Annotated in this window: 22 protein-coding genes; 13 read left to right on the top strand and 9 right to left on the bottom strand. The window is 59.8% G+C overall.

Annotation, left to right across the window (positions count from 1 at the left end):
• Nucleotides 1-144: 144 nt before the first annotated feature.
• The 4 genes from peaA (at nt 145) to peaD (ending at nt 4,709) form a co-directional block, all read left to right on the top strand.
• Nucleotides 145-1,725, top strand: a complete 1,581-nt coding sequence (peaA, locus tag HNR03_RS29460; protein WP_259157580.1) for a quinohemoprotein amine dehydrogenase subunit alpha — start codon at nt 145-147, stop codon at nt 1,723-1,725.
• An 84-nt stretch (nt 1,726-1,809) separates the two neighbouring features.
• The gene (gene peaB, locus HNR03_RS29455) at nt 1,810-3,240 is read left to right on the top strand and encodes a quinohemoprotein amine dehydrogenase maturation protein (protein WP_222587792.1); all 1,431 of its coding nucleotides are present in this window, start codon (nt 1,810-1,812) and stop codon (nt 3,238-3,240) included.
• A gap of 1 nt (nt 3,241) precedes the next feature.
• A complete protein-coding gene (qhpC, locus tag HNR03_RS29450; protein WP_008145336.1) occupies nt 3,242-3,565 on the top strand; it encodes a quinohemoprotein amine dehydrogenase subunit gamma in 324 nt (107 codons plus the stop codon).
• Nucleotides 3,566-3,590: 25 nt separating this feature from the next.
• Nucleotides 3,591-4,709, top strand: coding sequence for a quinohemoprotein amine dehydrogenase subunit beta (gene peaD, locus HNR03_RS29445; protein WP_259157579.1), 1,119 nt, complete (start codon nt 3,591-3,593; stop codon nt 4,707-4,709).
• An 87-nt stretch (nt 4,710-4,796) separates the two neighbouring features.
• On the opposite strand, the gene HNR03_RS29440 is transcribed toward peaD, so the two are convergent.
• A complete protein-coding gene (locus HNR03_RS29440) occupies nt 4,797-5,198 on the bottom strand; it encodes a lysozyme inhibitor LprI family protein (protein ID WP_259157578.1) in 402 nt (133 codons plus the stop codon).
• Between the two features lie 61 nt (nt 5,199-5,259).
• Nucleotides 5,260-5,658: a GFA family protein gene (locus tag HNR03_RS29435; RefSeq protein ID WP_259157577.1), complete on the bottom strand. Its 399-nt coding sequence runs from the start codon at nt 5,656-5,658 to the stop codon at nt 5,260-5,262.
• A 213-nt stretch (nt 5,659-5,871) separates the two neighbouring features.
• On the opposite strand from HNR03_RS29435, the gene HNR03_RS29430 reads away from it, so the two are divergent.
• Nucleotides 5,872-6,360, top strand: a complete 489-nt coding sequence (locus tag HNR03_RS29430; protein ID WP_259157576.1) for an SRPBCC family protein — start codon at nt 5,872-5,874, stop codon at nt 6,358-6,360.
• A gap of 585 nt (nt 6,361-6,945) precedes the next feature.
• On the opposite strand, the gene inhA is transcribed toward HNR03_RS29430, so the two are convergent.
• Nucleotides 6,946-7,623: an isonitrile hydratase gene (inhA, locus tag HNR03_RS29425; RefSeq protein ID WP_222590492.1), complete on the bottom strand. Its 678-nt coding sequence runs from the start codon at nt 7,621-7,623 to the stop codon at nt 6,946-6,948.
• A gap of 91 nt (nt 7,624-7,714) precedes the next feature.
• On the opposite strand from inhA, the gene HNR03_RS29420 reads away from it, so the two are divergent.
• On the top strand, nt 7,715-8,698 hold the full coding sequence (locus HNR03_RS29420; protein WP_259157575.1) for a GlxA family transcriptional regulator: 984 nt from the start codon (nt 7,715-7,717) through the stop codon (nt 8,696-8,698).
• A 77-nt stretch (nt 8,699-8,775) separates the two neighbouring features.
• Here the strand turns inward: HNR03_RS29420 and HNR03_RS29415 are convergent, their stop codons facing one another.
• The 3 genes from HNR03_RS29415 to HNR03_RS29405 all read right to left on the bottom strand — a co-directional run bounded on the left by HNR03_RS29415 (nt 8,776) and on the right by HNR03_RS29405 (nt 12,201).
• Nucleotides 8,776-9,165 (bottom strand): hypothetical protein, encoded by a 390-nt coding sequence (locus HNR03_RS29415; RefSeq protein ID WP_222587785.1) that lies wholly within the window; start codon nt 9,163-9,165, stop codon nt 8,776-8,778.
• Nucleotides 9,166-9,581: 416 nt separating this feature from the next.
• The gene (locus HNR03_RS29410) at nt 9,582-11,408 is read right to left on the bottom strand and encodes a glycoside hydrolase family 15 protein (protein ID WP_259157574.1); all 1,827 of its coding nucleotides are present in this window, start codon (nt 11,406-11,408) and stop codon (nt 9,582-9,584) included.
• The gene (locus HNR03_RS29405; protein WP_259157573.1) at nt 11,401-12,201 is read right to left on the bottom strand and encodes a glucose 1-dehydrogenase; all 801 of its coding nucleotides are present in this window, start codon (nt 12,199-12,201) and stop codon (nt 11,401-11,403) included. Before HNR03_RS29405 ends, HNR03_RS29410 begins: the two co-directional genes overlap by 8 nt.
• A gap of 538 nt (nt 12,202-12,739) precedes the next feature.
• On the opposite strand from HNR03_RS29405, the gene mgtA reads away from it, so the two are divergent.
• From mgtA to HNR03_RS29385, 4 genes are all read left to right on the top strand, one after another.
• Nucleotides 12,740-15,442, top strand: coding sequence for a magnesium-translocating P-type ATPase (gene mgtA / locus HNR03_RS29400; protein WP_259157572.1), 2,703 nt, complete (start codon nt 12,740-12,742; stop codon nt 15,440-15,442).
• A gap of 102 nt (nt 15,443-15,544) precedes the next feature.
• Nucleotides 15,545-15,979, top strand: a complete 435-nt coding sequence (locus tag HNR03_RS29395; protein WP_259157571.1) for a response regulator — start codon at nt 15,545-15,547, stop codon at nt 15,977-15,979.
• Between the two features lie 142 nt (nt 15,980-16,121).
• Nucleotides 16,122-16,742, top strand: a complete 621-nt coding sequence (locus HNR03_RS29390) for a response regulator transcription factor (RefSeq protein WP_259157570.1) — start codon at nt 16,122-16,124, stop codon at nt 16,740-16,742.
• A gap of 35 nt (nt 16,743-16,777) precedes the next feature.
• Nucleotides 16,778-19,963, top strand: a complete 3,186-nt coding sequence (locus HNR03_RS29385) for a response regulator (RefSeq protein ID WP_259157591.1) — start codon at nt 16,778-16,780, stop codon at nt 19,961-19,963.
• 3 nt (nt 19,964-19,966) lie between these two features.
• On the opposite strand, the gene dkgB is transcribed toward HNR03_RS29385, so the two are convergent.
• Entirely contained in the window at nt 19,967-20,770 is an 804-nt protein-coding gene (dkgB, locus tag HNR03_RS29380; protein WP_259157569.1) for a 2,5-didehydrogluconate reductase DkgB, read from the bottom strand.
• A gap of 253 nt (nt 20,771-21,023) precedes the next feature.
• Here dkgB and HNR03_RS29375 point away from each other — a divergent pair, with 253 nt between their 5' ends.
• The 3 genes from HNR03_RS29375 to HNR03_RS29365 all read left to right on the top strand — a co-directional run bounded on the left by HNR03_RS29375 (nt 21,024) and on the right by HNR03_RS29365 (nt 24,122).
• Nucleotides 21,024-21,890 carry a pirin family protein gene (locus HNR03_RS29375; RefSeq protein WP_222587778.1) on the top strand — a complete coding sequence of 289 codons (867 nt, stop codon included), beginning with the start codon at nt 21,024-21,026 and terminating at the stop codon, nt 21,888-21,890.
• A gap of 243 nt (nt 21,891-22,133) precedes the next feature.
• Entirely contained in the window at nt 22,134-23,576 is a 1,443-nt protein-coding gene (locus HNR03_RS29370) for a mechanosensitive ion channel domain-containing protein (RefSeq protein ID WP_222587777.1), read from the top strand.
• 105 nt (nt 23,577-23,681) lie between these two features.
• Nucleotides 23,682-24,122 carry a carboxymuconolactone decarboxylase family protein gene (locus tag HNR03_RS29365; RefSeq protein WP_090186164.1) on the top strand — a complete coding sequence of 147 codons (441 nt, stop codon included), beginning with the start codon at nt 23,682-23,684 and terminating at the stop codon, nt 24,120-24,122.
• Here HNR03_RS29365 and HNR03_RS29360 read toward each other — a convergent pair whose 3' ends face one another.
• Both HNR03_RS29360 and HNR03_RS29355 read right to left on the bottom strand, forming a co-directional pair.
• Nucleotides 24,123-25,715, bottom strand: coding sequence for a DHA2 family efflux MFS transporter permease subunit (locus HNR03_RS29360; protein ID WP_259157568.1), 1,593 nt, complete (start codon nt 25,713-25,715; stop codon nt 24,123-24,125).
• On the bottom strand, nt 25,712-26,833 hold the full coding sequence (locus HNR03_RS29355; protein WP_259157567.1) for an HlyD family secretion protein: 1,122 nt from the start codon (nt 26,831-26,833) through the stop codon (nt 25,712-25,714). Before HNR03_RS29355 ends, HNR03_RS29360 begins: the two co-directional genes overlap by 4 nt.
• Nucleotides 26,834-26,961 lie beyond the last annotated feature (128 nt).

The following is a 26,961-nucleotide window of genomic DNA, read 5'->3' as shown; positions in this document are numbered from 1 at the left end:
GGTATCGGCAAGCTGGCACGCTCCGTGTATTGCTCATCGCAGACGTTTCTCTTGCCTCCGTCAGCGGTGCGCCGCCGACGGTAGAAACCAAAAAAAAACGATAAGCCACAAAAATAAGAAAGCACCGTGCGAGGTTCGACGTTGATGAAGAGAAAACTCCGATCAGGCCTGAGTGCCAGTCTGCTGGCCGTGGCCGCTTGTGTAGCGCTGCATTCGCCTTACAGCCTGGCCGCCCGTGACGCCCAGACCATCCTCAAGGAAACCTGTCAGGGCTGTCACACCCCCGAAGCTGATAACGCCCTGAGCCGCATCAGCCACCAACGCAAGACCCCGGAAGGTTGGCTGATGAGCATCGCCCGGATGCAGACCATGCACGGTTTGCAGATCAGCGATGACGACCGCCGAACCCTGGTGAAATACCTGGCCGACACCCAGGGCCTGGCACCCAGCGAGACAGACGGCGTGCGTTATGCGCTGGAACGTCGACTCAATACCGTCGAGAAATTTGACGACCAGACCAGCCAGATGTGCGGTCGCTGCCACTCCGGTGCGCGGGTGGCCCTGCAGCGGCGTCCGGCCCAGGAATGGGAGCGTCTGGTGAACTTCCACCTCGGTCAATGGCCGTCCCTTGAGTACCAGGCCCTGGCCCGGGATCGCGACTGGTTCGACATTGCCCGCAAGGACATGGTGCCGTTGCTGGCCAAGCGTTATCCGCTGGACAACCCGGCCTGGAAAAAATGGCTCAGTACAGCGCCGAAAGCTGAAACGCTGGTGGGCGACTGGAGCTTCAGCGGTCACTTGCCCGGCAAGGGTGAACTGGCCGGCGTGATGAGCGTCACGGCCGATGGCAGTGACACATTCAAGGTCAGCGTCAAAGGCCAATACGCCGATGGCAGCCCGTTCAATGGCGATGGCAGCGCGATTCTCTACACCGGCTACGAATGGCGCGGCAACGTGACCATCGATGGCGTGACCATGCGCCAGGTGTTCGCCGCCCAAGGCAATGCCATGCAAGGCCGGATGTTCGAAGCCGAGCATGATGAGCGCGGTCTGGACTTTGTCGCCGCCAAGCAGGGCAGCAGTCGTTTGCTGGCGGTGCAACCGGGTTACCTCAAGGCGGGTGCCGAAACTGAAGTCACCCTGGTCGGCAGCGGTCTCAGCGGCAAACCGAACTTCGGTAAAGGTGTGGACGTGGTCGAAGTCGTCGAGCAGAGCCCGCAGCGGATCAGAGTCAAACTCAAGGCTGCGGCCAATGCCCAGCCGGGTCTGCGCGCGGTCACCGTCGGCACCCTGAAAGGCCCGACCCTGTCGGTCTACAACTCAATCGCCGAAGTCAAAGTCGTGCCTGCGTTCTCGGTGGCGCGGATCGGCGAGGGCGGTGGTTCGACGCCGAAAGTCCAGGGCCGTTTCGATGCGGAAGCCTGGGGCAAGGGTGCTGATGGCAAACCGTATCGCATCGGTGTGTTCCCGGCGCAATGGAAGGTCGAAGCCTTCGACGACCGCGCCAAGGAAGACGAGGACGTCAAGTTCGCCGGCACCATGCAGGCCGACAGCGGCGTGTTCACTCCAGGGGATGCCGGGCCGAATCCGCAACGCAAAATGTCCACCAACAATGCCGGCAACCTCAAGGTGATTGCCGCCGTCGACGACGCAGGGAAATCCCTGACCGGCGAAGGCCACATGATCGTCACCGTGCAACGCTGGAACAATCCACCCATTCCATGAGTTGGCTGATTCAAAACAAGGCTTCAGACACTTTTCGGAATGACCGCAGGCCCCGTCAAAACGGGGTTTGCACAGGAGGTTGCAATGGGCGCTATTTTGAATCTGGTCGAGCGGAATCTGCACGAAGTGCACGTCGATGCCGACCGCATGCTGTTTCACATCCCCAGCAGTTCGCTGTTCGCCAGCGATGAGCTGACGGGCACCATCATCGATACCTTGCGCGGTCCCGGCTGTACGTCCGAGGACCTGATCCAGCGTCTGGCTTCACGGTTCAACGGTGAGGAAGTCACCGAGACCCTGCGCGAGTTGATGTCCCTGGAGCTGGTCAGCGACGGCTCGCCGCTGACGCCGGACATCGGCACCAAACGGGTCGAGCGTACCGCGATCAATACCGTGGTGCTCAACGTCAACACCGGCTGCAATTTGAGCTGCACCTACTGCTACAAGGAAGACCTCGACAAGCCGTCGGCCGGCAAGAAAATGGACATCGAAACGGCGGTCGCTTCGGTGGAAATGCTGCTGCGCGAGTCGCCGGACGAAGAGCGTTTCACCGTGGTGTTCTTCGGTGGTGAACCGCTGAGCAATCGCAAGCTGATCGAGTACATGGTCGACTATTGCGAGAAGCGTTTCCGCGAGGCGGGCAAGTTCGTCGAGTTCGTCATGACCACCAACGCCACGCTGCTCACCGAAGAGACCGTGGACTACCTCAACGCTCACCGCTTCGGTTTGTCCGTCAGTATCGACGGACCGAAAACCGTGCACGACCGCAACCGCATCACCGTGGGCGGGCAGGGCACGTATGACGTGGTGCGGCGCAAGGCCGAGATGTTGCTGTCGCGCTACAACAGCCGTCCGGTCGGCGCGCGGGTGACCCTGACCACCGGCGTCACTGACGTCGAAACCATCTGGGATCACCTGTTCAACGAACTGGGTTTTGCCGAAGTCGGGTTTGCCCCGGTGACCTCCGGCGACATCAGCACCTTCAACCTCTCCAGCGACGAGCTGATCGAAGTCTTCGCCAACATGAAGAAGCTCGGTCGACGTTATCTGGAGGCGGCGCTGGAGCACCGCAACATCGGTTTCTCCAACCTGCACCAGTTGATCACCGACATCCACGAAGGCCATAAAAAAGCCCTGCCGTGCGGCGCGGGCTTGAAGATGCTGGCAGTGGATTACAAGGGCGAACTGAACCTCTGCCACCGCTTCACCGGATCGAGCCTGCCGACCTTCGGCAACGTCCACACCGCCGTGAAGCAAGTGGAGTTGAACGACTTCCTGTCCCAACGCCTGGACCGCACCAACACCGGCTGCGAAGACTGCCAGATCCGCAATCTCTGCTCCGGCGGCTGCTACCACGAGAGCTACGCCCGTTACGGCGACCCGACCCATCCGACCTATCACTACTGCGAACTGATGCGTGACTGGGTCGACTTCGGCATCGAGGTCTACACCCGGATCATGGCCCACAACCCTGCGTTTATCAGCAGCTACATCACTCCGCGCAAGGCTCACTGATATGAAACATCTCAAGGCAATCAATAATAAAGCGCTGAAACTCGATGAGGCCGCGGCCGAAAACCGCATTGAAGAAGTGGTGGCGATGAGTTCCGTCGCCGGCTGCGCCTCGACCACGGACCCGGGTTGGGAGATCGACGCCTTTGGCGGTGTGTCGTCGCTCTGCCAGCCGATGGAAGCCGACCTGTATGGCTGCTCCGATCCGTGCTGGTGGCCGGCCCAGGTGCCGGACATGATGAGCACCTACCCGGACTGGAACAAGGATGCCCAGGCGTCCAACGAAAACTGGCGCAACCTCGGGACTGTCTTTCCAAAAGACAAGTGATCGGACAGAGAAGAAGGATTCCAGCATGCATCGCATCAAAGCCTGCGGCCTGGCCGCATTTGCCGTCCTGAGCGTCTGTTCGTTCAACGTTCTGGCCGATGAAAACACTGCGCTACAAGATGGTCACGAGTACATGTTGACCACCAACTACCCGAACAACCTGCACGTCATCGATCTTGCGACCGACACCGTGTTCAAGACCTGCAAGATGCCGGATGCCTTCGGGCCCGGCACCATCCAGTTATCGCCGGACCGCAAGACCGCTTACGTGTTGAACAACCACTACGCCGATGTCTACGGCGTCGAGCTGGACAGCTGCAAGCAGGTGTTCCACGCCAGCATCACGCAGAAACCGGGGGAGAAGGCCCGGTCGATGTTCGCCTTTACCCTCAGCCATGACGGCAAGGAGCTGTTCACCGTCGCCAACCCGACGCTGATGCTCAATGACCGTTATGAAGTGCAACAACCGCGGCTCGACGTGTACGCCACCGACGCCGGCATGGACGCCAAACCCGTGCGCAGTTTCCCGGCGCCACGGCAACTGACCATCATGCAAAGCGGTGACGATGGCACGCTGTACGTGGCCGGGGCGGATGTCTACAAGGTCGACGTGAAAACCGGCAAGTTCGACGTGCTGATCCCCAGCCGTCACTGGAAACGCCCGAACTACGCCGCGCCGGACGTGCTCTACGTGTGGAACCAGCAAACCTATCGCCATGACTTCTCGCTGCTCTACACCACCGCGAAATTCAAGGACAAGAAGCAGGATCCGTTGACCGCCGAGTACCTGTACGGGCTGTTCAGCATTGACCTGAAAACCGGCAAGACCGAAACCACCGACTTCGGCCCGCTGACGGAAATCTATTTCAGCGGCATGCGCTCACCCAAGGATCCGAACCTGATGTACGGCGTGCTCAACCGTCTGGCCAAGTACGACATCAAGGAGAAGAAAATGCTGCAGTCCGCGACGCTGGATCATTCCTACTACTGCATTTCCTTCAACAAGGACGGCAGCAAGATCTACCTGGCGGGGACGTTCAATGACGTGGCGATCTTTGATGCCGACAGCCTGAAGCAGATCGGCAGCATCAAGATGCCGGGTGGCGATATGGCGATTACCACGGCGCAGATTTTTGTCCGGTAATTGCAGAGCCTGAACTGACGCCATCGTCAGATCGCTGCCTGGTTCGGGCGGCGATCCGACGACGAGGCCCTCAACGTCACTAGAGCATCAAGCCCCAGGCACCGGGCAACTCAAATCCCCCTCCTGACATTTCAGGTAATTCCTGAAAGTCTGCACCCGCGCCTTGGTCAGCTCAGTGACACAGTTGCTGTAGATCAGCGGATAAGCACTCCCGCCCTCGACCCCGGCGCTCGAGAACTTGCACTCGGCATCCCGAAACGCGATCCATGAACGCTGCGCGCCAACCAGCAGTTTCTTGCTGTCCGGAGTGCTCTTCAAGCGGTTGGTAATCTGCTGGTAAAGCGCATTCAACTCCTTGTCCGCCGCCTTGTTCTGCTGCGCCGCACACTGGTTCATCGTGGCCTGATCAGTGGCGTTGTCGCAGTCTGCGGCATGGACGACGCTGGCAAGCAGCAATGGCGTCAGCGCCAGAAGGAAGCGTGGGTGCATGGAGAGGCTCGCTGTGACATGGGAAGTTGGGGCAGTGTAGCGCCCTGGAATATCCGGGAACCTACACCTGCCATTCGGGGTATTTTTGAATCGATTGATATTCAAGCCACGGCACGTCATGTGAAGTCCAGATATGGGCTTGAGGCGTCATGCCCGGATCATCGTCCAGCGTCGCCACACGAATGATGATGTGAGGCTGGGCCAGGCGTTCCGCCATCAAGTGTGAGCCGCAGACCGAACAGAAATGCCGCAGCTTGCCCGGCGAGGATTCATAGCTGTTCAGCAGATGCTGGCCCTTGATCCAGCGAAAATGTTCGCGCATCACCCCGGCTGTTGATGCAAATGCTGCTGCGTGTGCTTTCCGGCAGGTTTGGCAATGGCAGTGGCTGATGGGCATGTCGAGGTTGTCGAGTTCGTACTCGATGGCTTTGCATAAACAGCTGCCATGCAGGCTTTTCATCGCGTGGATCCTGTCCAGTGAGTCTTGTTTGTATAAATGAAGGCGCTGTGCACGTTAGCAGTTTCAGTGATTGACCGACGTTCCACGCCAGAACTTAGCATCAAAAATGCGGCCGAATATTACAGGCACGCTTGATAACAACTCTGCGTTGATACAACTTTAAGGTTGGTCTTGTGGTCTTACAGGCCTACTGTTCAGTACAGGAGGTGGCTTATGAACCCTGCATCAGATCGCATTGAAAGGAAGATTTTGCTCAAAGTGCCGCGTTCGAAGGTATGGCGCGTGCTGGCCAATGCCGAGGCCTTTGGGCAGTGGTTTGGCGTTTCGCTGGAGGGCAAGCGTTTTGTTTCCGGTGAATGGACCCAGGGGCAGATCACGTACCCCGGCTATGAGCATTTGTTGTGGAATGTGTTGGTGGAGCGGGTCGAGCCGGAGCGGGTGTTTTCCTTCCGCTGGCACCCCTATGCGGTGGAGCCGGAAGTCGATTATTCCCAGGAACCCACTACCTTGGTGAAGTTCGAGCTTACAGACATGGACGATGGCACCTTGCTGACGGTTACCGAATCCGGTTTCGATCACATCCCGCAACACCGCAGGCTCAAGGCATTCCGCATGGACAGCCGTGGATGGGATGAGCAGATGAACAATATCGAAGAGTTTCTCAAGACCAGCGCCAAGACCCGCGAGCGTCAGGAAGAGTGATGGCGGTGGCAATGGATTGGCGTTTGCCCTGGCTGCGAAAAGTCCGCTACAGGCCGCGGAAAACCGGGGCTTGGCTGCTTGATCCCTTAGACGTCTAAGGGTTTACGGAAGGGTGGCTATAGCGAATGTCTTACACGCGATGGTAGCTATGTCGTCTATTGCACATTGGATCCGAAGCGTAATCTAGCCTCATCAACTGAAGCACAGGAAGTGCTCCAGGATCATGGATGATCGACCATTAGCAAGGATTCGCTGCCGACAGGGAGTCGACATGGTCTTGGGAAACCCGCTTCGGCGGGTTTTTTTTCGTCTGCTGAAAACCTACTGTCTCCTGCCACTGCCTTCGACAGCTTCAGCAGCGCCGATTTGTGACGTCAGTGGTCAAACGCTTACACCCGCTGACGGGTATGTCGTCTTTTTAAGCTTCACCGATGCCGTTACTCTGGATCCATCAACTGAAGCACAGGGAGTGCTCAGGATCACGGATGATCGACCATTGGCCAGGATGGCTGCCGACAGGATGTCGAAAATGGTCTTGAGAAACCCGCCTAGGCGGGTTTTTTTTCGCCTGTGAAAAAGTACGACTTACAGCCTGGCTGCTGCTCGCTCGGTGATCTGCGTCCGTTGCTGCAGCGATGGTGCCGCACGGCGTTGCGCTTCTGCCAGGACGCTCGGCGGCGCTGTGTCAGGGCTGCCTGACTGGAACGGTGGTGCCGGCGCGTATTCCAGCTGCAACTGCACCAGCTCGGCCGTGTCCTTATCGAACAATTCGGCCGCCAGGGTCAGGGCAAAATCGATCCCTGCGGTTATCCCGCCGCCAGTCAGCAGATTGCCATCGCGCACCACCCGATCCTTCACCGGGATCGCCCCCAACGGCGCCAACAGTTCGTGATAAGCCCAGTGAGTGGTCGCGCGTTTACCCTTGAGCAGACCTGCCGCACCGAGCACCAGCGCACCGGTGCAAACCGACGTGACGTACCGCGCATTCGCGGCTTGAGCCTTGATAAAGGCCAGCGTCTGCTGATCTTCCATCAACGGTCCGACGCCGCTGCCACCGGGGATGCAGATCACATCCAGCGCCGGGCAATCGTCGAAGGTCGTGGTCGGTTTCAGCACCAGCCCCGTGCTAGCAGTGACCGGCACCAGGTCCTTCCAGATCAGATGCACCTTCACGTCCGGCAGTGAAGCCAGCACGTCGTAGGGGCCAGTGAGGTCCAGTTGTTGAACCTGTGGAAACAACAGAAAACCGATCTGCAACGTCATGGCGTTTTTCTCATGAAGTGGGGTGGACGACTTCACTTTAGGCTCGTAGGATCTGGCGCATACGCCAATCACCCCACGAATTACGCCAATCATGCCGAAAACCATTCAGGTGCTCGCGTTCGCCAATGTGCAATTGCTGGATGTCACCGGGCCGTTGCAGGTGTTCGCCTCGGCCAACGACATCGCCCGCCAGCACGGTGTGCCGCCGCCCTATGCACCGACAGTGATTGCCAGTGGCGGCGGGGCGGTGATGTCGTCGGCGGGGTTGGCGCTGCTGGCCGAACCGTTGCCCGAGCAAGGCAGCGACACCCTGATCATCGCGGGCGGCTGGGGCGTGTATGCCGCAGCGGAAGACGCACCGTTGGTAGCGTGGGTGCGAGAACACGCGAAGGCTTGTCGGCGGGTTTCGTCAGTCTGCACCGGGGCCTTTTTGCTGGCGGCGAGTGGCTGGCTCGACGGTCGGCGCGTCGTCACCCACTGGACCCGCTGCGAGCAGTTGGCGCAGAAGCATCCGCAACTGCGGGTCGAACCCAATCCCATATTTATCAACGACGGTCCGGTGTGGACCTCGGCCGGGGTCACCGCGGGCATCGATCTGGCGTTGGCGATGGTCGAAGAAGACCTCGGCCGCACGATGGCCCTGGAAGTCGCGCGACAATTGGTGGTTTTTCTCAAGCGGCCGGGTGGCCAGTCGCAGTTCAGCGTGACCTTGTCCCTGCAAAAGGAAGGCAGCCGGTTCGACGAGCTGCACGCCTGGATCAGCGAAAACCTGACCAAAGACCTCGGCATTCCGACCCTGGCGCTGCAGGCGGGCATGAGCGAACGCAGTTTCGTGCGTCACTATCGCGCTGACACCGGCCAGACTCCGGCGCGGGCCATTGAGCTGATCCGGGTAGAGACAGCGCGCCGTTTACTCAGCGACACCGGCGTGCCGATCAAACGCATTGCCGTGCAGTGCGGATTCGGCAGCGAAGAAACGTTGCGCCGCAGCTTCCTGCGGGGAATGGGCGTGACGCCACAAGCCTACCGCGAGCGGTTTTCCGTCAGCCCTTCAGCAGATCCAGTAACGCCTTGAGCGTCGCTTCAGGCGCTTCTTCAGGGATGTTATGCCCCACGCCTGGCAGCACCCACATGGCTGTTTTGGCCCGCTGCTTAGGCTTCGGTTTCCGCGACCTGATTGAAATACTTCGACCGGTCCGGCGTAAACGTCACCACCATCCGGGTCCGTGAACAGGTCAGCGCGCGCTCGTTATCCAGATCAACATCCAGATCTTCCCCGCGCAAACCCTGCCACTGTGCGAGGTATTTGAGGGATCCGTACTTTTCGAGTTTCTTCAGGCTGCGGCTGACGCCACCTTTCCATCCCAGTACCGGCAGCTCGCCGGCAAGACAACGTTGGGAGAGGTCGGGGAATCGGGCGGCACGTTGGCGGCCGATTTCCCAGCATTTGATCAGGCCTTTGTCGGGGCCTTCCCACAATTCATCGCGGTTCAGGCCTGAACGCAGGGGGGAGTCGATGGGGCGGTGGATGCGTTGAGTCATTCTGGTTCCTTGAATTCGGGTTTTGTTGGACAGCTCCGCTGTACCCGTTGACCGTCGATGGTAGGTGGGGTTGTAACAGCTGGCAACAAGGTATTTCCGGGTGTAGGAACCGGTTGTCGGACAGGTAAACAGCAAAGTTTGTTTAGTCGATGTAGGGGAATGGCCGGCGTGCTTCATGGTGAGGCGTGTTTATTCGGTCAGGCCGTGTTTAAGCGAGCCGCGAGCCAATATCGGTCCTACAAATGGCACTCTGAAACGGGAAGTTTCCGACAGGTTGTGTCGGTTGCAGATGGGCTGTCCCATCAGCTTTGTGTTGCGGCTGATGGCCCTATCGCGGGCAAGCCCGCTCCCACAGGGCTCTGAGTGAACACGGTCAATGTGGGAGCGAGCTTGCTCGCGATGGGGGCGACGCTATCTCAAGGCTGCCAGTAATTTTTCTCCCCGCTCAATTTGCGATCGAGAAAACTTGCTGCACTGATCAATGCCAGATGCGTCAACGCTTGCGGCGTATTTCCCAGATGCCGCGCCTGGCTGTCGAACTCTTCGGCGTACAAGCCCAGCGGGTTGGCATACCTGAGCAACTGTTCGAACTCCAGATGCGCCTTTTCCACGCGACCCGCGCGAGCCAGGCATTCGACGTACCAGAATGAACACGCGGCGAAGGCGCCTTCCGTGCCGTCGAGGCCGTCGATCTGGCTGTCATCGTTGCGATAGCGATAGACCATGCCGTCACGCACCAGGTTTTTTTCGATCGCATCGAGGGTCGCGAGCCAGCGCGGATCCTTGGCGCTGACGAAGCGCACCAGCGGCATCAGCAACATCGAACCGTCCAGCGCAGTACCGCCGATGTGCTGGACGAAATGCCCGCGTTCTTCATTCCAGAAGTTTTCCCAGATGTCGGCGTAGATGGCCTGGCGGGTCTGGTCCCAGCGGGCGAACGGGGCGGGCAGCGAGCGTTTCGAAGCGAGGCGAATGGCCCGGTCCAGAGCGACCCAGCACATCAGCCGCGAATGCAGAAAATGATGCTGCTCGCCGCGCATTTCCCAGATGCCCACGTCCTGTTGCTGCCAGGTTTCACACACCTGATCCACGATTTCTATCGCGTGTTTCCAACCCTCGTGGGAGATGGCGTCGCCGTACTTGTTGACCAGGTACACCGCGTCCATCAACTCGCCGAAGATATCGAGCTGGACCTGATCGTAAGCCTGGTTGCCGATCCGCACCGGCGTCGCGCCGCCATGGCCGGACAGGTGCGACAGTTCGGTTTCCGGCAATTCCTGGCGGCCGTCGATGGCATAGAGGATGTTGAGTTTCTTGGAGTTGCCGTGGCAGTCGCTGACCCGGCCGCGCATCCATTTCATGTAGGCGTTGGCCTCGTCCACATAACCCAGGCGCATGAAGGCATAGACGGTGAACGAGGCGTCGCGGATCCAGGTGTAGCGGTAGTCCCAGTTGCGTTCGCCGCCCGGGGATTCCGGCAAGCCGAATGTCGCGGCGGCGAGGATCGCGCCGTGTTTGCGTGAGGTCAGCAGCTTCAGCGCCAGGGCCGAGCGGTTGACCATTTCTCGCCAACGGCCACGGTAGCTGGATCGGCCGGTCCAGTCGCGCCAGAATTTCATTGTGCGCTCCATGCACAGGGCGGCGGCGCCTTCCTTGAAGCGCGGATCGTCGAGTCCGCCGAGCAGGAACTCGGCGCACTGGTCTTGTTTAAGGGTGAACTCGGCCACCGCCGCGTTGCCGTCAATCTGCACAAGCTGATCCGAGGCGAGCCGCATGGACGGCTGGCCGTCGGCCTCGAAGATCACGTCCTGTTCATCCAGACGGGCGCGGGTGTTGGCGCGGGCATAGTCATGACGCACCGCGCAGCGCATGCGAAACGTTGCCTGGCCGCTGACCACACGAACACGGCGCATCAGCATCGGAAGATCGTCTTCGCTGTCGCCGATGGGGAGCAGGTCGGTGATTTCGACCACGGCGCGCTCGCTGAGCCAACGGGTTTGCAACACATTGGTGTCGGGCAGGTAAATCTGCTCGCGACGCGCATCAGGCAAGTCCGGTGACAACTGAAAAATCCCGGCTTCGGGTGTGTCCAGCAGTGAGCAGAAAATCGACGGACTGTCGAACTCCGGCCAGCAGAAAAAATCCACGCTGCCCCGGTCATTGACCAGTGCTGCGCTGCGCATGTCGCCGATGATGCCGTGGGCGTCGATGGCACTTTGTCGTTCGGGATGATGATCAGCCATTGCCGCGAAACTCCGGATAGAGGCTCATGCCGCCGTCGATGAACAGTGTGGTGCCGACGATGTAGTCGGAGGCATCGGAGGCGAGAAAAACCACCGCATTGGCGACATCCTCGACATCACCAACCCGGCCATAAGGGATAAGTTTGAGCAATTCCTGCTCGGCCGCGCCTTCGGTGGCGGCGCGATTGATTGGAGTGCGAATCGCCCCCGGCGCAATGCCGTTGATGCGGATGCGCTGGTGGCTGACTTCCTGGGCGAGGGTCTGCATCAGCATGTCGACGCCGCCCTTGGAGGCTGCGTAGTTGACGTGTCCAGCCCAGGGAATGCGTTGATGCACCGAGCTCATGTGGATGATTTTCCCGGCGGCCCGGGACACGCCTTCACGAACACCCTGACGGTTGAAAATGCGCAGGGCGGCGCGGGCGCAGAGGAATTGCCCGGTGAGGTTGACGCCGATCACCTGGTTCCAGTCGGCGAGGCTCATGTCCACGGCAGGTGCGTCTTTTTGCATACCGGAATTGGCCACCAGAATGTCCAGCGAACCGAAGGCTTCGACGGTGTGCGCAAACAAGCGTTCGACCTCTTCTTCTTTTGAAACATCAGCGCCAATGGCGATCGCTCGACCGCCTTCAGCGATGATCTGCCGGGCCAGTGCTTCGGCGGGTTCAGCCTCGGAATTGTAATTGAGCACCACCGCGGCACCGGCATCGGCCAGGGCCTTGGCGCAGCCTGCGCCGATGCCGGAACTGGCACCGGTCACCAGGGCGACTTGTTGCTTGAGGGAAATCTGCATCAGCGTTGGCGCCTTGAAGTGAGGGCTTATTTAGCTGACTGGCGGGTGATGGCGAGAGTTCACGTCGAACCATGAAAGTTTCGTCAGTTGATTGTTCCCCGCAGGGTCTACAGCTGCTGGCGGGGCAAGCTGCCGCAGTGGCTTAAGGGCGCGATCCGGGCTTTATCCTGAACCCTTCCTGAAGAACCCTTCAATTCCCCGATCCGACGCCTTGGCATCGTTTACTCTCTGGAAATCGGGGCGTAAGCTTCGCGCGTTTTCATCCATTACGGAGACCCACAGTGGGTACTTGTTCGAGTGACAGTAGTCGGCCGGTTTCGATAACCGGCACCTTCCCGGCAAGATAACGCGCCACCTGTGTGCCGTTGTCTCGCCTGATAGCGAGCAGCGGCCTCCCGATCGCAGCCAGTCCTGGCCTGCGTCCCGATGCCCCTCTCATCGATGCTGAACCGTGTGTGGTGATCGACTTTGCCGTCGACATCGCAGCGACTTGACACGCCTGCTCGACGGTTTCCTGGCCGACCCTGGGGGAACTGCCATGAACCTGACCCTGCTCAAAGAATTCTTCGCCGGATTCTTGCGCACCCGCCACATCGCCCGGCACTTCCGTCGCCTGGCGCTGCTGGAAACCTTCACCGACCTGCCTGTCAGCCGTGAAGTGCCGCCGACGCTCGCCCAAACCCTGGTCGGCGCCGCCAACAGCGACACAGGCCAACTGCTGAACAACCTCGGTAGCCACACCGACGGCTTGAGCGAACTCGAAGCCGACACCCTGCGCGAGCAGTTCGGCCTCAACGAGGTCGAGCACGAGCAACCGCTGCCGTGGTGGACCCATTTGTGGCACTGCTACAAAAACCCGTTCAACCTGCTGCTGACCTTGCTGGCGGTCATCTCCTGGCTGACCGAGGACATGAAGGCCGCCATCGTGATTTTCTCGATGGTGGTGCTCTCGACCTTGTTGCGCTTCTGGCAGGAAACCAAATCCAACCAGGCCGCCGACGCCCTCAAGGCGATGGTCAGCAACACCGCCACGGTGCTGCGCCGGGATGCGTTGCGCAGCGAAGTGCCAATCAAGCTATTGGTCCCGGGGGATCTGATTGTCTTGTCGGCCGGCGACATGATTCCTGCCGATTGCCGGGTGCTCAGCGCCAAGGACCTGTTCGTCAGCCAGGCGGCGATGACCGGTGAATCGATGCCGGTGGAAAAATTCCGTCACCAGCAGAACGGTGACACGCACAATCCACTGGACCTGGACAACATTCTGTTCATGGGCACCAACGTGGTATCCGGCACGGCCATCGCGGTGATTCTGACCACCGGCAACAACACCTATTTCGGCGCCCTGGCGCAACGGGTCGGCGCCACGGATCGCGCACCGACTTCCTTCCAGACCGGGGTCAACAAAGTCAGCTGGTTGCTGATTCGCTTCATGTTCGTCATGGCGCCGCTGGTGCTGTTCATCAACGGCTTCACCAAGGGTGACTGGACCGAAGCGCTGCTGTTCGCGCTGTCGATTGCCGTGGGCCTGACCCCGGAAATGCTGCCGATGATCGTGACCTCGACCCTGGCCAAGGGCGCGGTGTTTCTGTCGCGCAAAAAGGTCATCGTCAAACGCCTCGACGCGATCCAGAACTTCGGTGCCATGGACGTGCTATGCACCGACAAGACCGGCACCCTGACTCAGGACAAGATCTTTCTGGCGCGTAACGTCGATGTCTGGGGCAACGACTCCGATGACGTGCTGGAAATGGCGTACCTCAACAGCTACTACCAGACCGGCCTGAAAAACCTGCTGGACGTGGCGGTGCTCGAACACGTGGAAATCCACCGTGAGCTGAAAGTCGGCACCGCGTTTCACAAGGTCGATGAAATTCCGTTCGACTTCACCCGTCGGCGCATGTCGGTGGTGGTCGCCGAGCGTAATCAACCGCACCTGCTGATCTGCAAAGGTGCGGTGGAAGAAGTGCTGGCGGTGTGCACCCGGGTACGCCATGGCGAAGCCGACGAAGCACTGACCGATGAACTGCTGGCACGCATTCGTCAGGTCACTGCTGCGTTCAACGCCGAGGGTTTGCGGGTGGTGGCCGTGGCCGCGCGGTCGATGATCGAAGGTGGGGAGACTTACAGCCTGGCGGATGAACAGGCACTGACGCTGATTGGTTATGTAGCGTTCCTTGATCCGCCCAAAGAAAGCACCGCGCCGGCGCTCAAGGCCCTGGCTGCTCACGGCGTGGCGGTCAAAGTGCTGACCGGCGATAACGAACTGGTGACTGCCAAGATCTGCCGCGAAGTCGGCCTGGAGCAACAAGGCCTGCTGATGGGCAACGACATCGAGCGCATGAGCGATGCAGAGTTGGCGGTGGCGGTCGAGACCACCAACGTTTTCGCCAAACTCACGCCGTCACACAAGGAACGTATCGTGCGCCTGCTCAAGGGCAACGGTCATGTGGTCGGTTTCATGGGTGACGGCATCAACGACGCCCCGGCCCTGCGCACCGCCGACATAGGCATTTCGGTGGACAGCGCCGTGGACATCGCCAAGGAAGCGGCGGACATCATCCTGCTGGAAAAGAGCCTGATGGTACTGGAGGAGGGCGTGCTGGAAGGGCGCCGGACCTTCGCCAACATGCTCAAGTACATCAAGATGACCGCCAGTTCCAACTTCGGCAACGTGTTCTCGGTGTTGGTGGCCAGCGCGTTCATTCCGTTCCTGCCAATGCTGCCGATGCACCTGCTGGTGCAAAACCTGCTCTACGATATTTCGCAAATCGCCATCCCGTTCGATAACGTCGATGACGAAATGCTCAAGCAACCACAACGCTGGCAGCCGGCGGACGTCGGGCGCTTCATGCTGTTTTTCGGCCCGATCAGTTCGATCTTCGACATCACCACGTTTGCCTTGATGTGGTACGTGTTCGACGCCAACACCCCGGATCACCAGACCCTGTTCCAGTCCGGCTGGTTCGTGGTCGGGTTGCTGACCCAGACGTTGATCGTGCACATGATCCGCACGCCGAAAATCCCGTTCCTGCAAAGCCGCGCAGCCACGCCGCTGCTGGTGATGACCGGGGTCATTATGGCGGTGGGCATTTTCCTGCCGATGGGGCCGCTGGCGCATTACTTCAAACTGCAGGCACTGCCGTCGCTGTACTTCGTGTTCCTGCCGGTGATTCTGCTGGCTTACATGGGGCTGACCCAGGCGGTGAAGGGGTTCTACATTCGTCGGTTCGGCTGGCAGTAACGGCGGTGGCCACGGACTTTTAGGAAAAGTCCTACAGAAACCTTCGTGCATCTCCCGTAGCCTCCTGCGCCTCCAACATCCGCCATATCCAGGGAGGCTACGATGCCGAACAAAGCGCTGCGTATCCTGATCGCCGACGAGCAGCATTTCCACCGGATGAAAATCGAACGGCTGTTCAACCAGCTCGGCTATTACCGGGTGGCGCCGGTGCAAGGCCTTGCGCCCATGCTGTGCCTGGTCGAGTACGGTTGCGAGCCGTTCGATCTGGTGGTCGTCAATGCCTCGCTGGTCTGCGGCGAACTGGATGTGCTCGGCTACTTCCTCGATAACCGGCAGGTGCGCAACGCACTGATTTTCGACGGTCAGCGGTCGCATTTGCCACCGACTCCGGCGGATGGACCACAGAGGGTTCAGGTGAGCCACGCACCTTTGCCTGATCTGACGTGTATCCAGCGGCTGATGTCGATGATTGATCCGCCGCTGAGCGAAGACCAATACCCTTGGCTGAGCGTGCGATCTGCGCAGACTGTCGGTTGAGTCGCTATTACCGTTCGTCGCCACTGTCATTTCTGACAGGTAGATTCCTGCAGTCGCCCATGCAAGAGTCTTGGCGCAGCCGTTGCGTCTGCCCCGTCTTTGTCAGGCGGGCATTCGTCGAGTCTTTGCGCAGGGAGTTGCCATGAAGTCAGTGCTGATTGTCGACGATCATCCGGTGGTTCGCGCTGCAGTCAGGCTTGTACTCGAGCAGGAAGGTTTCAAGCTGATTCTTGAAGCGGCCAGCGTTGGCGAAGCGTTGTCGATATTGCGTGAGCATCCAGTCGATCTGGTCATCCTCGATCTGGTCATGCCCGGCGGAAACGGGCTGGATGTGCTGGAGCGCATCAAAGGCAACCAATGGAAGTGTGTGGTGCTGGTATTCACTTCCCTGGATCCGCTGTTCTTTCAGGAACGCTGCATGCGCGCCGGGGCTTTGGCGTATGTCTCCAAGACCAACAACTTGGGACAGCTGCACAAAGCCGTGCAAGCAGTTATTTCTGGGTATACCTATTTCACGCAACTATCCGCCGGGTCTCTGGATACGGTGCAACACAGCGAAAGACAGATGATCGACAATCTTTCCAACCGAGAGTTGACCATCCTGCAATACCTGGCCCGGGGGGTTAAAAACAAGGAAATTGCCGAACTCATGCACTTGAGCCACAAGACGGTCAGCACCTACAAGACCCGTCTGATCGAGAAACTGCGGCTGAACTCGGCGGTGCATCTGCGCGACTTCGCCATACGCAATCACCTGATCTGAGTGCGCCGACCGTGCGTTTTCTGCTGCTGTTTCTGATGTTTTGCCTCGTGACCCCGGCGTCGGTCACCATCGCTGACGAGCCCATGCAACTGCACTTGCTGGGGCGTTCGACCGCAGAGGGCTACCAGGTCACGCTGGATGAAAAGGACCGGCAATGGCTGCGCGACAAGCGGGTGTTGCGCCTTGGGGTGACCGGGCCGGACTACCCTCCGTTCGAGGTGACGCGCAATCACGATGAACTCGAAGGCATCACCGCCGATTATGCCGCGCTGGTGGCACAACTGCTGAACGTGCAAATCGAGGTGCTGCGCTATGTCACGCGTGAAGCGGCCATGGAGGCGCTCAAGTACGGCGAGCTGGATCTGCTCGGCACCTCGAACAACTTCGAAGCGGCCGACCCCGACCTGATCCTGTCCAGTGCCTACGCAGAAGATCAGCCCATGCTGGTCACCCGGCTGGATGAGCACCTGCCCGAGGACCTGGCGGGAAAGCGCATTGCCATGGCCGATGACTATCTGCAGGCGCAAACCGTTGAATCGTTCTATCCCGAGGCGGGCCTGCATCGGTATCCGTCAGCGCTCGATGCGCTCGGGGCGGTGGCGTATGGGCAGGATGACGTCTACCTCGGTGACCTCATCAGCGCCAATTACCTGATCAACAACAACTACCTCAATTACATACACCTGGTGGCACCGTCCGGCCTTGACGCCAATCCGTTCGGCTTCGCATTGGCGCGGGACAACCTGGCGCTCAAGGGCGTCATCGACAAGGCATTGGCGGCGATCCCGATGGATCAGCGCTCGCTCATCGAACAACGCTGGAGCGCCGGCCAGGCGAAGGTCATGGGTCAGCAGCGAGTGAGTCTGAGTGAGAGTGAGCAGCGTTGGCTGGATCGGCACCCGAAGGTGAACGTGGGCGTGGTCGAAAACTTTGCGCCGTTGACGTTCTACGATGCCGAGGGGCGATTCAGCGGGTTGACGGCGCAATTACTGACGCTGATCAGTCAGCGCAGCGGTTTGAACTTCAACGTGCTGCGCGGCCAATCCCTGGACCAGCAGGTCCAGCGACTCAGGACCGGCGAGGTCGACGTCTTGCCCGCCATCATCCCCACGACCGAAGGCATAGCCAAACTGCACTTCACCAGAGCCTATATGGTCACCCCGTATGCCTTGGCGAGTATGGTCGCCCCGGGTAGCCCCAAGAGGCTGGAGGATCTGAGCGGCAAACGCCTGGCGATTTATCACAGTCATCCGCTGCGCGCTTTTATTCATACTCGCGTCCCCGGCGTGCGGATGGTGGATGTGCAAAGTCCGGCCGAGGGCCTGGATCTGGTCAACAAAGGGCAGGCCGATGCTGCGCTCAGCTCGTTGTTCATGACCCGCTACCTGATTGCCCGGTATTACCAGGGTCGCTTACAAATCAGCAGTACCGTGGGCGTTGAACCGGCGCGCATCAGCTTGGCCACCGGTCCGGATGCACGCGAGTTGCAGTCGATTCTGAACAAGGCATTGCTGAGCATTTCGCCCGAGGAAATGGACACGCTGGTGGCCCGCTGGAGCAATGATGTGGTGGTCGAAGACAGCTACTGGCTGCGTCACCGCCAAAGTATTTTGCAGGCGTTTGCTGCGGCAGGGGCTGCGTTGCTGCTGGCGCTGGGGTGGATCGCCTGGCAGCGTCGGCAGATCCGTCAGCGACAACAATGGTTGCAGCAATTGCAGGAGGCCAAGGACGCGGCCGACGATGCCAATCGGGCAAAAACCACCTTCCTGGCGACCATGAGTCATGAAATCCGCACTCCGATGAATGCCCTGCTCGGCATGCTTGAAATGGCCGACAAACACGCGCAAGAGGGCGTCGTCGACCGTTTTTCCATTGACGTCGCGTCGACCGCAGCACAGCAGTTGCTGGCGTTGATCGGCGATATCCTCGACATCGCACGCATCGAGTCCGGGCATTTGTCGCTGACGCCCGAACGGGTCAATCTTCACGCATTGGTGACGTCGGTCTGCCGGGTGTTCGAAGGGCTGGCCCGGGAGAAAAATTTGTTATGGCGGGTCGATCTGGACCCCGCCAGTGACCGTGATGTGCTGATCGATCCCACGCGCTTGAAGCAGGTGCTGTCCAACCTGTTGAGCAACGCGATCAAGTTTACCCGTGAAGGCGAGGTGAGTTTGACGCTGCGAGTGGTGCCTGGTTTGTCGGGGCATCTGACGCTCGACATGCGCATAAAGGACAGCGGCATTGGCATCAGCAACGCTGATCAACAGCGCTTGTTCAGTCCCTTCGTTCAGGTTGGCAGCCTTCAGCCGTCGGGTTGCAAAGGTTCGGGGCTGGGGCTGGTCATCAGTCGCACGCTGTGCGAAATGATGGGCGGGCGACTGACGCTGCGTAGCGTCCTGGGGCGGGGTTCTGAGGTCGAGATCAGTTTGTCGCCGGTTGCCTTGAAACCGTTGCCGGCCTGCGAATCAGAGGATCGCGCGATACAAATAAACACACGTCTGCTGACGATTCTGGTGGTGGACGATTACCCGGCCAATCGGCAATTGCTTTCCAGCCAACTCGTTTATCTCGGGCATCGCGTGATGGAGGCCAAGGACGGGGAACAGGCACTCGAGCTGTGGCGAACCCACGCCTTTGATGTGGTCATCACCGACTGCAATATGCCGCAGTTGAGCGGTTATGAATTGACCGGCGCGATCCGTGATGAAGAACGTGCTCAAGGCGTGCCGCGCACACTGATTCTGGGCTTCACCGCCAATGCCCAACCTGAAGAAAAAGTCCGTTGCCTTGAAGCGGGGATGGACGACTGCCTGTTCAAGCCGATCCGGCTGGCGGACCTGGACAGGTGGCTTGCCGAGCGGTTTGTCGAGACATCGAGCGCACGCCCCTCGGCGTCGGAAATCGACTTGAGCGGGCTGGAATCCTACATCGGTGCTGACCGCACGCAGATCGATCGATTGTTACGCAAGCTGGCGGAGTCCAACCGCGAGGACCGCGAGAATCTGCTACACGCGCAGGCCAACGATAATCTTCCAGCGTTGAAAGACCTCGCGCACCGTATCAAGGGCGGTGCGCGCATCGTCGGCGCCCGGCATCTGATCGAAGCGTGCGAGCAACTGGAGCGTGCCTGCGCCTTGGCCAGCGCAGCGTTGATCAACGAAGCCGTCGATCGGTTGCAGCGTGCCATGCAACGTCTCGATCAGAGCCTGGAGCAGGGCTGACGCTTAATCCCAGTGCGGCGCGATGCCTTTGGGGCTGGTCAATCGCTGGCTGCGATCAAGACCTGCGATCAACGCCATGTCGGCCTCGCTCAACGTCAGGCCGCAGGCTTGCAGATTGCTTTGCAGGTTTGTGCGTTTGGTCGAAGAGGGGATCACCGCATAACCCAGTTGCATGGCCCAGGCCAGCGTGACTTGGGCCGGGGTGGCCTGAAGGCGCTCGGCGATCTGTTGAATGACCGGGTCTTTGAGCACTTCGCCGTAGGCCAGGGTCATGTATGAGGTGATCTGGATGCCCTGGCTTTGCGCAAATTCGACGACCTTGCGGTTTTGCAGGTACGGGTGCAATTCGATCTGGTTGGTGGCGATGTTGTCGACACCGACGGCGGCGACGGCCTGTTTCATCAAGTCGATGGTGAAGTTGGACACGCCGATCTGACGGGTCAGACCCAGTCGTTTCGCTTCAAGCAAAGCGCCCATGAATTCTTCGACCGGCACTTGATCTTCCGGGGACGGCCAGTGGATCAGCGTCAGGTCCAGGTAGTCGGTTTGCAGTTTGCGCAGGCTTTCCTTGAGGCTGTCGATCAGCCGGTCCTTGGCAAAGTTGGCGACCCAGATTTTGCTGGTGATGAACAACTCTTCACGAGGGATGCCGCTGGCAGCGATGGCCACGCCGACCTCGGCTTCGTTCTCGTAGATTTGCGCGGTGTCGATGGCCCGGTAACCCAGCGCCAGGCCGGTGCTCACCGAATCGATGACCACCTGGCCTTGCAAGCGAAAGGTACCAAGACCGAATGCGGGAATAGACATCAATGACTCCAGGGGTTGCAGTGAGAATGGGCAGGAGTATCCCCGGCCGCCGCCCCGGGAAAAACCGCTGGTTGGGCAAAGCACTGTTGACCGCAAGTCATGAATCGCTGGGTGTTTCGGGTGATTGGAGGTGTCTGGTCTGGTGCCATCGTTCTCCAGATAGAACGCTTAAGCCGATTTTTGCTGTCTAGTGCGTTAATGGGTTCGGTTTTAAGCTGTGTCCATCGCGTCAAACAACGAATTTGGAGGCAGGATGAAAAACATCATCGGTATCTACACCAGTCCGCGGACCCATTGGGTCGGCGACGGCTTCCCGGTTCGCACGCTGTTTTCCTACGACAACCTGGGCAAACACATCAGCCCGTTCTTGCTGCTCGACCATGCAGGTCCTGCTGAATTCACCCCGACCACCGAACGTCGTGGCGTCGGCCAGCACCCGCACCGCGGTTTCGAAACCGTGACCATCGTCTACAAAGGCGAGCTGGAACACCGCGATTCAACCGGCAGCGGCGGCAAGATTGGTCCGGGCGATGTGCAATGGATGACTGCCGCGTCGGGGATCATTCATGAGGAGTTCCACTCTGAAGGCTTCGCCAAAAGTGGCGGAACCCTGGAAATGGTCCAGCTGTGGGTCAACCTGCCGGCCAAGGACAAAATGGCCGATGCCGGTTATCAGACGATTCTCGATGGCGACATTCCGAGCCTGCCGCTCAAGGACAACGCCGGCAGCCTGCGTTTGATCGCCGGCGAGTTCGACGGTCATACCGGCCCGGCACGCACGTTCACCCCGGTCGATGTCTGGGACCTGCGCCTCAACGGCGGCAAGTTGTTGACCCTCGATCTGCATGAAGGTCGTAACACGGCACTTGTTGTGTTGCGTGGCACGGTTCAGGTCAACGGCCAGGAGCTGGTGCGTCAAGGGCAACTGGCGTTGTTCGAACGCAACGGGCATCAGCTGAGTCTGGAAGCCAACGACGATGCCGTGGTGTTGCTGCTCAGCGGCGAGCCGATTGACGAGCCGATTGTGGGTCACGGCCCGTTTGTGATGAACAGCGAGCAGGAAATCCACCAGGCGTTTGCCGACTTTCAGTCGGGCCGGTTCGGTCGGATGAGCGGTTGATTTGATCCCGGACTACCGCAACCTGATGACCCGCTATAACACCCTCACCAATAGCCAATAAAGGCTGACGACACGCATCCCCTGTGGGAGCGAGCCTGCTCGCGATTGCGCCAGGACAGCCACCGATCCAGTGACTGTCAGAGCGCAATTGCGATCACCCTCGCTCCCACATTTTTTTGTGGTGTTAACGGATCTGCAATTACTCCTACACTGTGCCCATCCGTACATGGCTGGAGTTGTTCGATGCTGTCATTGCTTACCGACCACCCGTTGATTTGCGCCCTCATTCTGATCGTGATCGATCTGGGGTTATGGCGCTTGATCACAGCCAGCGGCAGCAACTGGAAACTGGTCGTACGGCTGGTGATTTTCTCGCTGTTCAGTCTCCTGCTGTTCAACGAAGGCTTGAACCCGCTGGAGCCGGCACCCTGGGCCGACAACGTGCCGCTGCACCTGGCGGCCACCGGTTTGCAGATCGGCTGGTGGCTGTTCGGTGCGCGCACGCTGACGGTGCTGATCGGTGCGTTGATGATGCAACGGGTCGGGCACACCGGACGCTTGCTGCAAGACCTGCTCGGCGCGGTGATCTTCCTGATCGCCGTCATCGCCGCCCTGGCCTACGTGCTCGAACTGCCGGTCAAGGGCGTGCTCGCCACCTCCGGCGCCTTGGCGATCGTCGTCGGCCTGGCGTTGCAAAGCACCCTCAGCGACGTGTTCTCCGGGATCGTCCTCAACACCACCAAACCCTATCAACTCGATGACTGGATCTCCATCGACGGCACCGAGGGCCGGGTCATCGATATCGACTGGCGCGCCACGCGCCTGCAAACCTCCCAAGGCAGCATGGCGGTGATTCCCAACTCGCTGGCGGCCAAGGCCAAGATCATCAATTTCAGCCGGCCCAGCGATATCTTCGGCGTCTCGATCAGCCTGCAACTGAGCCCGCATGCGCGCCCGCATACGGTGATCGAGGCGCTGGAACGGGCGATGCAAGGGTGCCGATATCTGCTGAACAAACCGGCACCCTGCGTCGCATTGAAAAGCTCCAGTCCCAGCGGCGTGGAATATGAAATCAGCGGCTTCGTGGTCTCAATGGATCAGAAACGCATGGTCCGCAATCTGTTGTTCGATCTGGCTTACCGACATTTGCAGGCGTCCGGAGTCAGCCTGTTGTCGACCGTCGAAACCAACGTGCCGTCCGACCTTTCGCGGCCACGGGCGTTGCTGGACAGCTCGAGCATCTTCTCGACCCTGCGCCTGGAAGAGAAAGAAACCTTCAGTCAGAACATGAAGCGGCAAACCTTCCGCGCCGGTGAAATGATCCTGCCGGCGGGGGAGGTCAGCGATCACCTGTTCATCATCGAATCCGGCGTGGTCTCGGTAGAGCTGAGTCGTAACGGGGTCAAGTTCGAGTCCGGGCGGATGGGGCCGGGCGAGGTGATCGGCGAGGGCGGGATTTTGTCGGATACGGCGATGCCGGCAGATTTCAGCGCCAAGACCGCTTGCAGCCTGTACCGGATCGAAAAGGACTACCTCAAGCCGTGCCTGGACGCGCGGCATGACATCAACGAAGCGATGAAGGCGTTGCTGGAATTCCGTTTGAACAAGGCACAAAGCTTGACGCAGGAAACGCCTGCGGTGGTGCAGAAGAAGGGGTTTTTGCAGTGGTTGCGCAATCGAGCCTAGGGTTCGCTGGTGAGTGGCCTCCTCCTCTTCTGGAATATTGGCTATTTGTGAGTGGCGCGGGCGGGATTAACTTAGCTCCACCCCCACTTGTCATTGGAGTCCACCATGAAACCTCGTATCGATTTCTACACCGCTTCCCCCGACGCGCTCAAAGCGATGATCGCACTGGAAACCGCGGTATCGAAGCTGCCGCTGGAAAAGACCCTGATCGAACTGGTCAAGCTGCGTACCTCGCAAATCAACGGCTGCGCGTTCTGCCTCGATATGCACAGCGCCGATGCCCGCAAGGGTGGTGAAGAAGAACGCCGCCTGTACACGCTGTCGGCCTGGCGTGAAACGCCTTTCTTCACCCCGCGTGAACGTGCGGCCCTGGCCTGGACCGAGTCCCTGACCCTGCTGAGCCAGACCCATGCGCCGGATGAAGACTATGAGTTGGCCGTATCGGAATTCAGCCCAAAGGAAATGGTCGACCTGACCGTAGCCATCACCACCATCAACGCCTGGAATCGCCTGGCCGTTGGTTTCCGCAAAATGCCTCAAGCCTGATCAATGAGCGTCTGCTGACGGCGCGGCTGGTGGTTGCACCTTGCGCATCAAGGGCACCATCGCCGTGGCGATGATGAAGCAGACCATGATCATCAAAAACGCATCGCCATAGGTTTGCGTCTGCGCTTCGCGGTAGGTCAGCAGCCATAGCTGATGCAGGCTGGCGGTGACGCCGGTGTCGCCGCTCTGGCCCAGGTTGGCGAAGTTGTTGCCGACCTGGGACAGCCACTGATTCAGCGCTTCGTTGGTGCTGTTCAGGTGTTCCGCCAACCGGGTGAAATGCAGGTTGGTGCGGTCGTTAAGGATCGTCGCACAGGCTGCAATGCCAATCGCTCCCCCCAGGTTGCGCATCAGGTTGAACAACCCCGAAGCATGTTTGAGCCGCGACGGCGCCAGCCCACCCAGGGTCAGCGTCACGGCGGGTGGCACCGCCAGTTGCTGGGCAATCCCGCGAAAGGCTTGCGGTAACATCAATTCTCTGGCCCCCCAGTCATGGGTGATCGGGCTGAAATCCCACATCGATAACGCGAACAGACCAAGACCGGTCATCATGATCCAGCGCAGATCGATGCGGTTGGCCAGAAAGGCGTACAACGGAATCGCCATGATCTGGAACACCCCGGTGGAGAAAACCGCCAGGCCAATGTCCAGCGCGCTGTAGCCACGCACCCGGCCGAGAAACAGTGGCGTGAGGTAAATGGTGGCGAACAGGCCGATCCCGGTGACGAACGAGAAGAAACAACCGAGCGCAAAGTTGCGGTCCTTCAAGGCGCGCAAATCGACGATTGGATTGGCCACCTGCAAGGTCCGGGCAATGAACGCCAGTCCCGCGATGCCGCTGATCCATGCCGTGGTCAGGATCGTGCTGTCGCTGAACCAGTTCCAGCGCGGGCCCTCTTCGAGGGTGTATTCCAGGCAGCCAAGAAACAGCGCCATAAACAGCATGCTCAGGTAGTCGGCGCCCTTGAGCAGGGAGAGTTCCGGCTGGTCGATTTTCACCAGCATCGGCACCGCCACCGCGACGAAAATTCCCGGCACCAGATTGATGTAGAACAGCCAGTGCCAGGACGAAATGTCGGTGATCCAGCCACCGATCACCGGCCCCAAAGTCGGCGCCAGCGAGGCCACCGCGCCGATGGTCGCGGCGGCAACCACCCGTTGCTTGCCGGTGAAGAAAAAGAACGCGGTGGTGAACACCAGCGGGATCATCGAGCCGCCGAGAAAACCTTGCAAGGCGCGGAAGGCGATCATGCTCTGGATGTTCCAGGCCGCGCCGCAGAGCAGGCTGGCCAAGGTAAAGCCCACAGCGGAAGCGCAGAACAACCAACGTGTGGAGAACACCCGCGACAGCCAGCCCGACAGTGGAATCACGATGATTTCAGCGATCAGGTAACTGGTCTGCACCCACGCCGTTTCGTCAGTGCCGGCCGAGAGACCACCGCCGATGTCACGCAATGAGGCGGAGACGATCTGGATGTCCAGCAGCGCAATGAACATGCCGATGCACATCGTGGCGAAGGCAAAGACCTTGGTCGCTGTCGCCATGCTGGCGGCATTGAACGGTTGCGCGGGGGCGGCGAGGGCGCGGCTCATGGTGCGCTGGCCACGGCAGAAGTTTGCGGATCCTCACGGGTGTCCACTTCAGCGGTTACCGACAGCCCCGGACGCAGGTGGCCCAGCACGCCATCCGCTGGATCGAGGATGATTCTGACCGGCACGCGCTGAACGATTTTAGTGAAGTTGCCGGTGGCATTTTCCGGTGGCAGCACGCTGAACTGAGAGCCGCTGGCCGGTGCGAGACTGTCCAGATGACCGTGGAATTGCTGTCCTGAAAGCACGTCGGCATGAATGATCACCCGTTGGCCCGGGGTCATGCGTGCCAGTTGATCTTCCTTGAAGTTGGCATCAACCCACAGACCACTGGACGGCACCACCGACAGCAACTGTGAACCGGCCTGCGCATACGCACCGACCCGCGCCCGGCGATTGCCGACCACGCCATCAACAGGGGCCTTGAGTTCGGTGTAGCCGACGTTCAACTGCGCCAGATCACGCTCGGCCCGAGCCTGCACCAGCGCGGCGCGAGCTTGTTGTTTCTGGGTTTCAATCACGTTGAGCTGACGCTGTGCGGCCAACAGCTCTGCCTGAGCCCGGGCACTGAGCGCCTGCGCGGTCTTGAAGGTGGCGCTGGCCCGTTGAGCGCTTTCCACCGAGACCGCATTGCTGCCGACCAGTTTTTTGTAGCGCGCATCGTCATCCCGGGAACGCGCGGTTTCGGCACCGGCGGCATCTATACCGGCACGAGCCTGACCGATTACGGCCTGTTGCAGTTGTTCAGTGGCGTCGAGGTTGGCCAGCAGCGCTTCTTCGGCAGCCACCGCGCCTTCGGCCTTGGCCAGGTTGGCGCGGTAGTCGCGCGAATCAAGGCGGATCAACACACCGCCGGCCTTGACCTTCTGGTTATCGGTAACCAGCACTTCCTCGATATACCCGGCGACTTTTGGCCCGATCACCGTCACGTCGCCGCCGATATAGGCATCGTCGGTTTGCTCAATGAAACGCCCGGCAGTCCACCAGTGAGTCGCATACACCCCGGCAAACACCAAGGCAGCGAGGGCGGCAGTCAACAGGATCAGGCGCTTGAGCAGGGGAGGCTTGGCTGGGCTCACCGGGACAGCAAGGTCGGATTCGAGGCTGGGCATGCTGGTCATGGAAGATTACCTGTGGAGATCGGCTGTTTATTACGCATGTAATATGACGCAGGTAATATTTTGTGGCAATTGGTTTTTGCTGCCGATCGTCAGGTAAGCGGTAGTTGTAGGAGCTGTCGAGTGCAACG

Source organism: Pseudomonas sp. JAI111 (genome assembly GCF_024809425.1).
Taxonomy (GTDB): domain Bacteria; phylum Pseudomonadota; class Gammaproteobacteria; order Pseudomonadales; family Pseudomonadaceae; genus Aquipseudomonas.
This window is presented reverse-complemented; position numbering and strand designations above follow the sequence as displayed.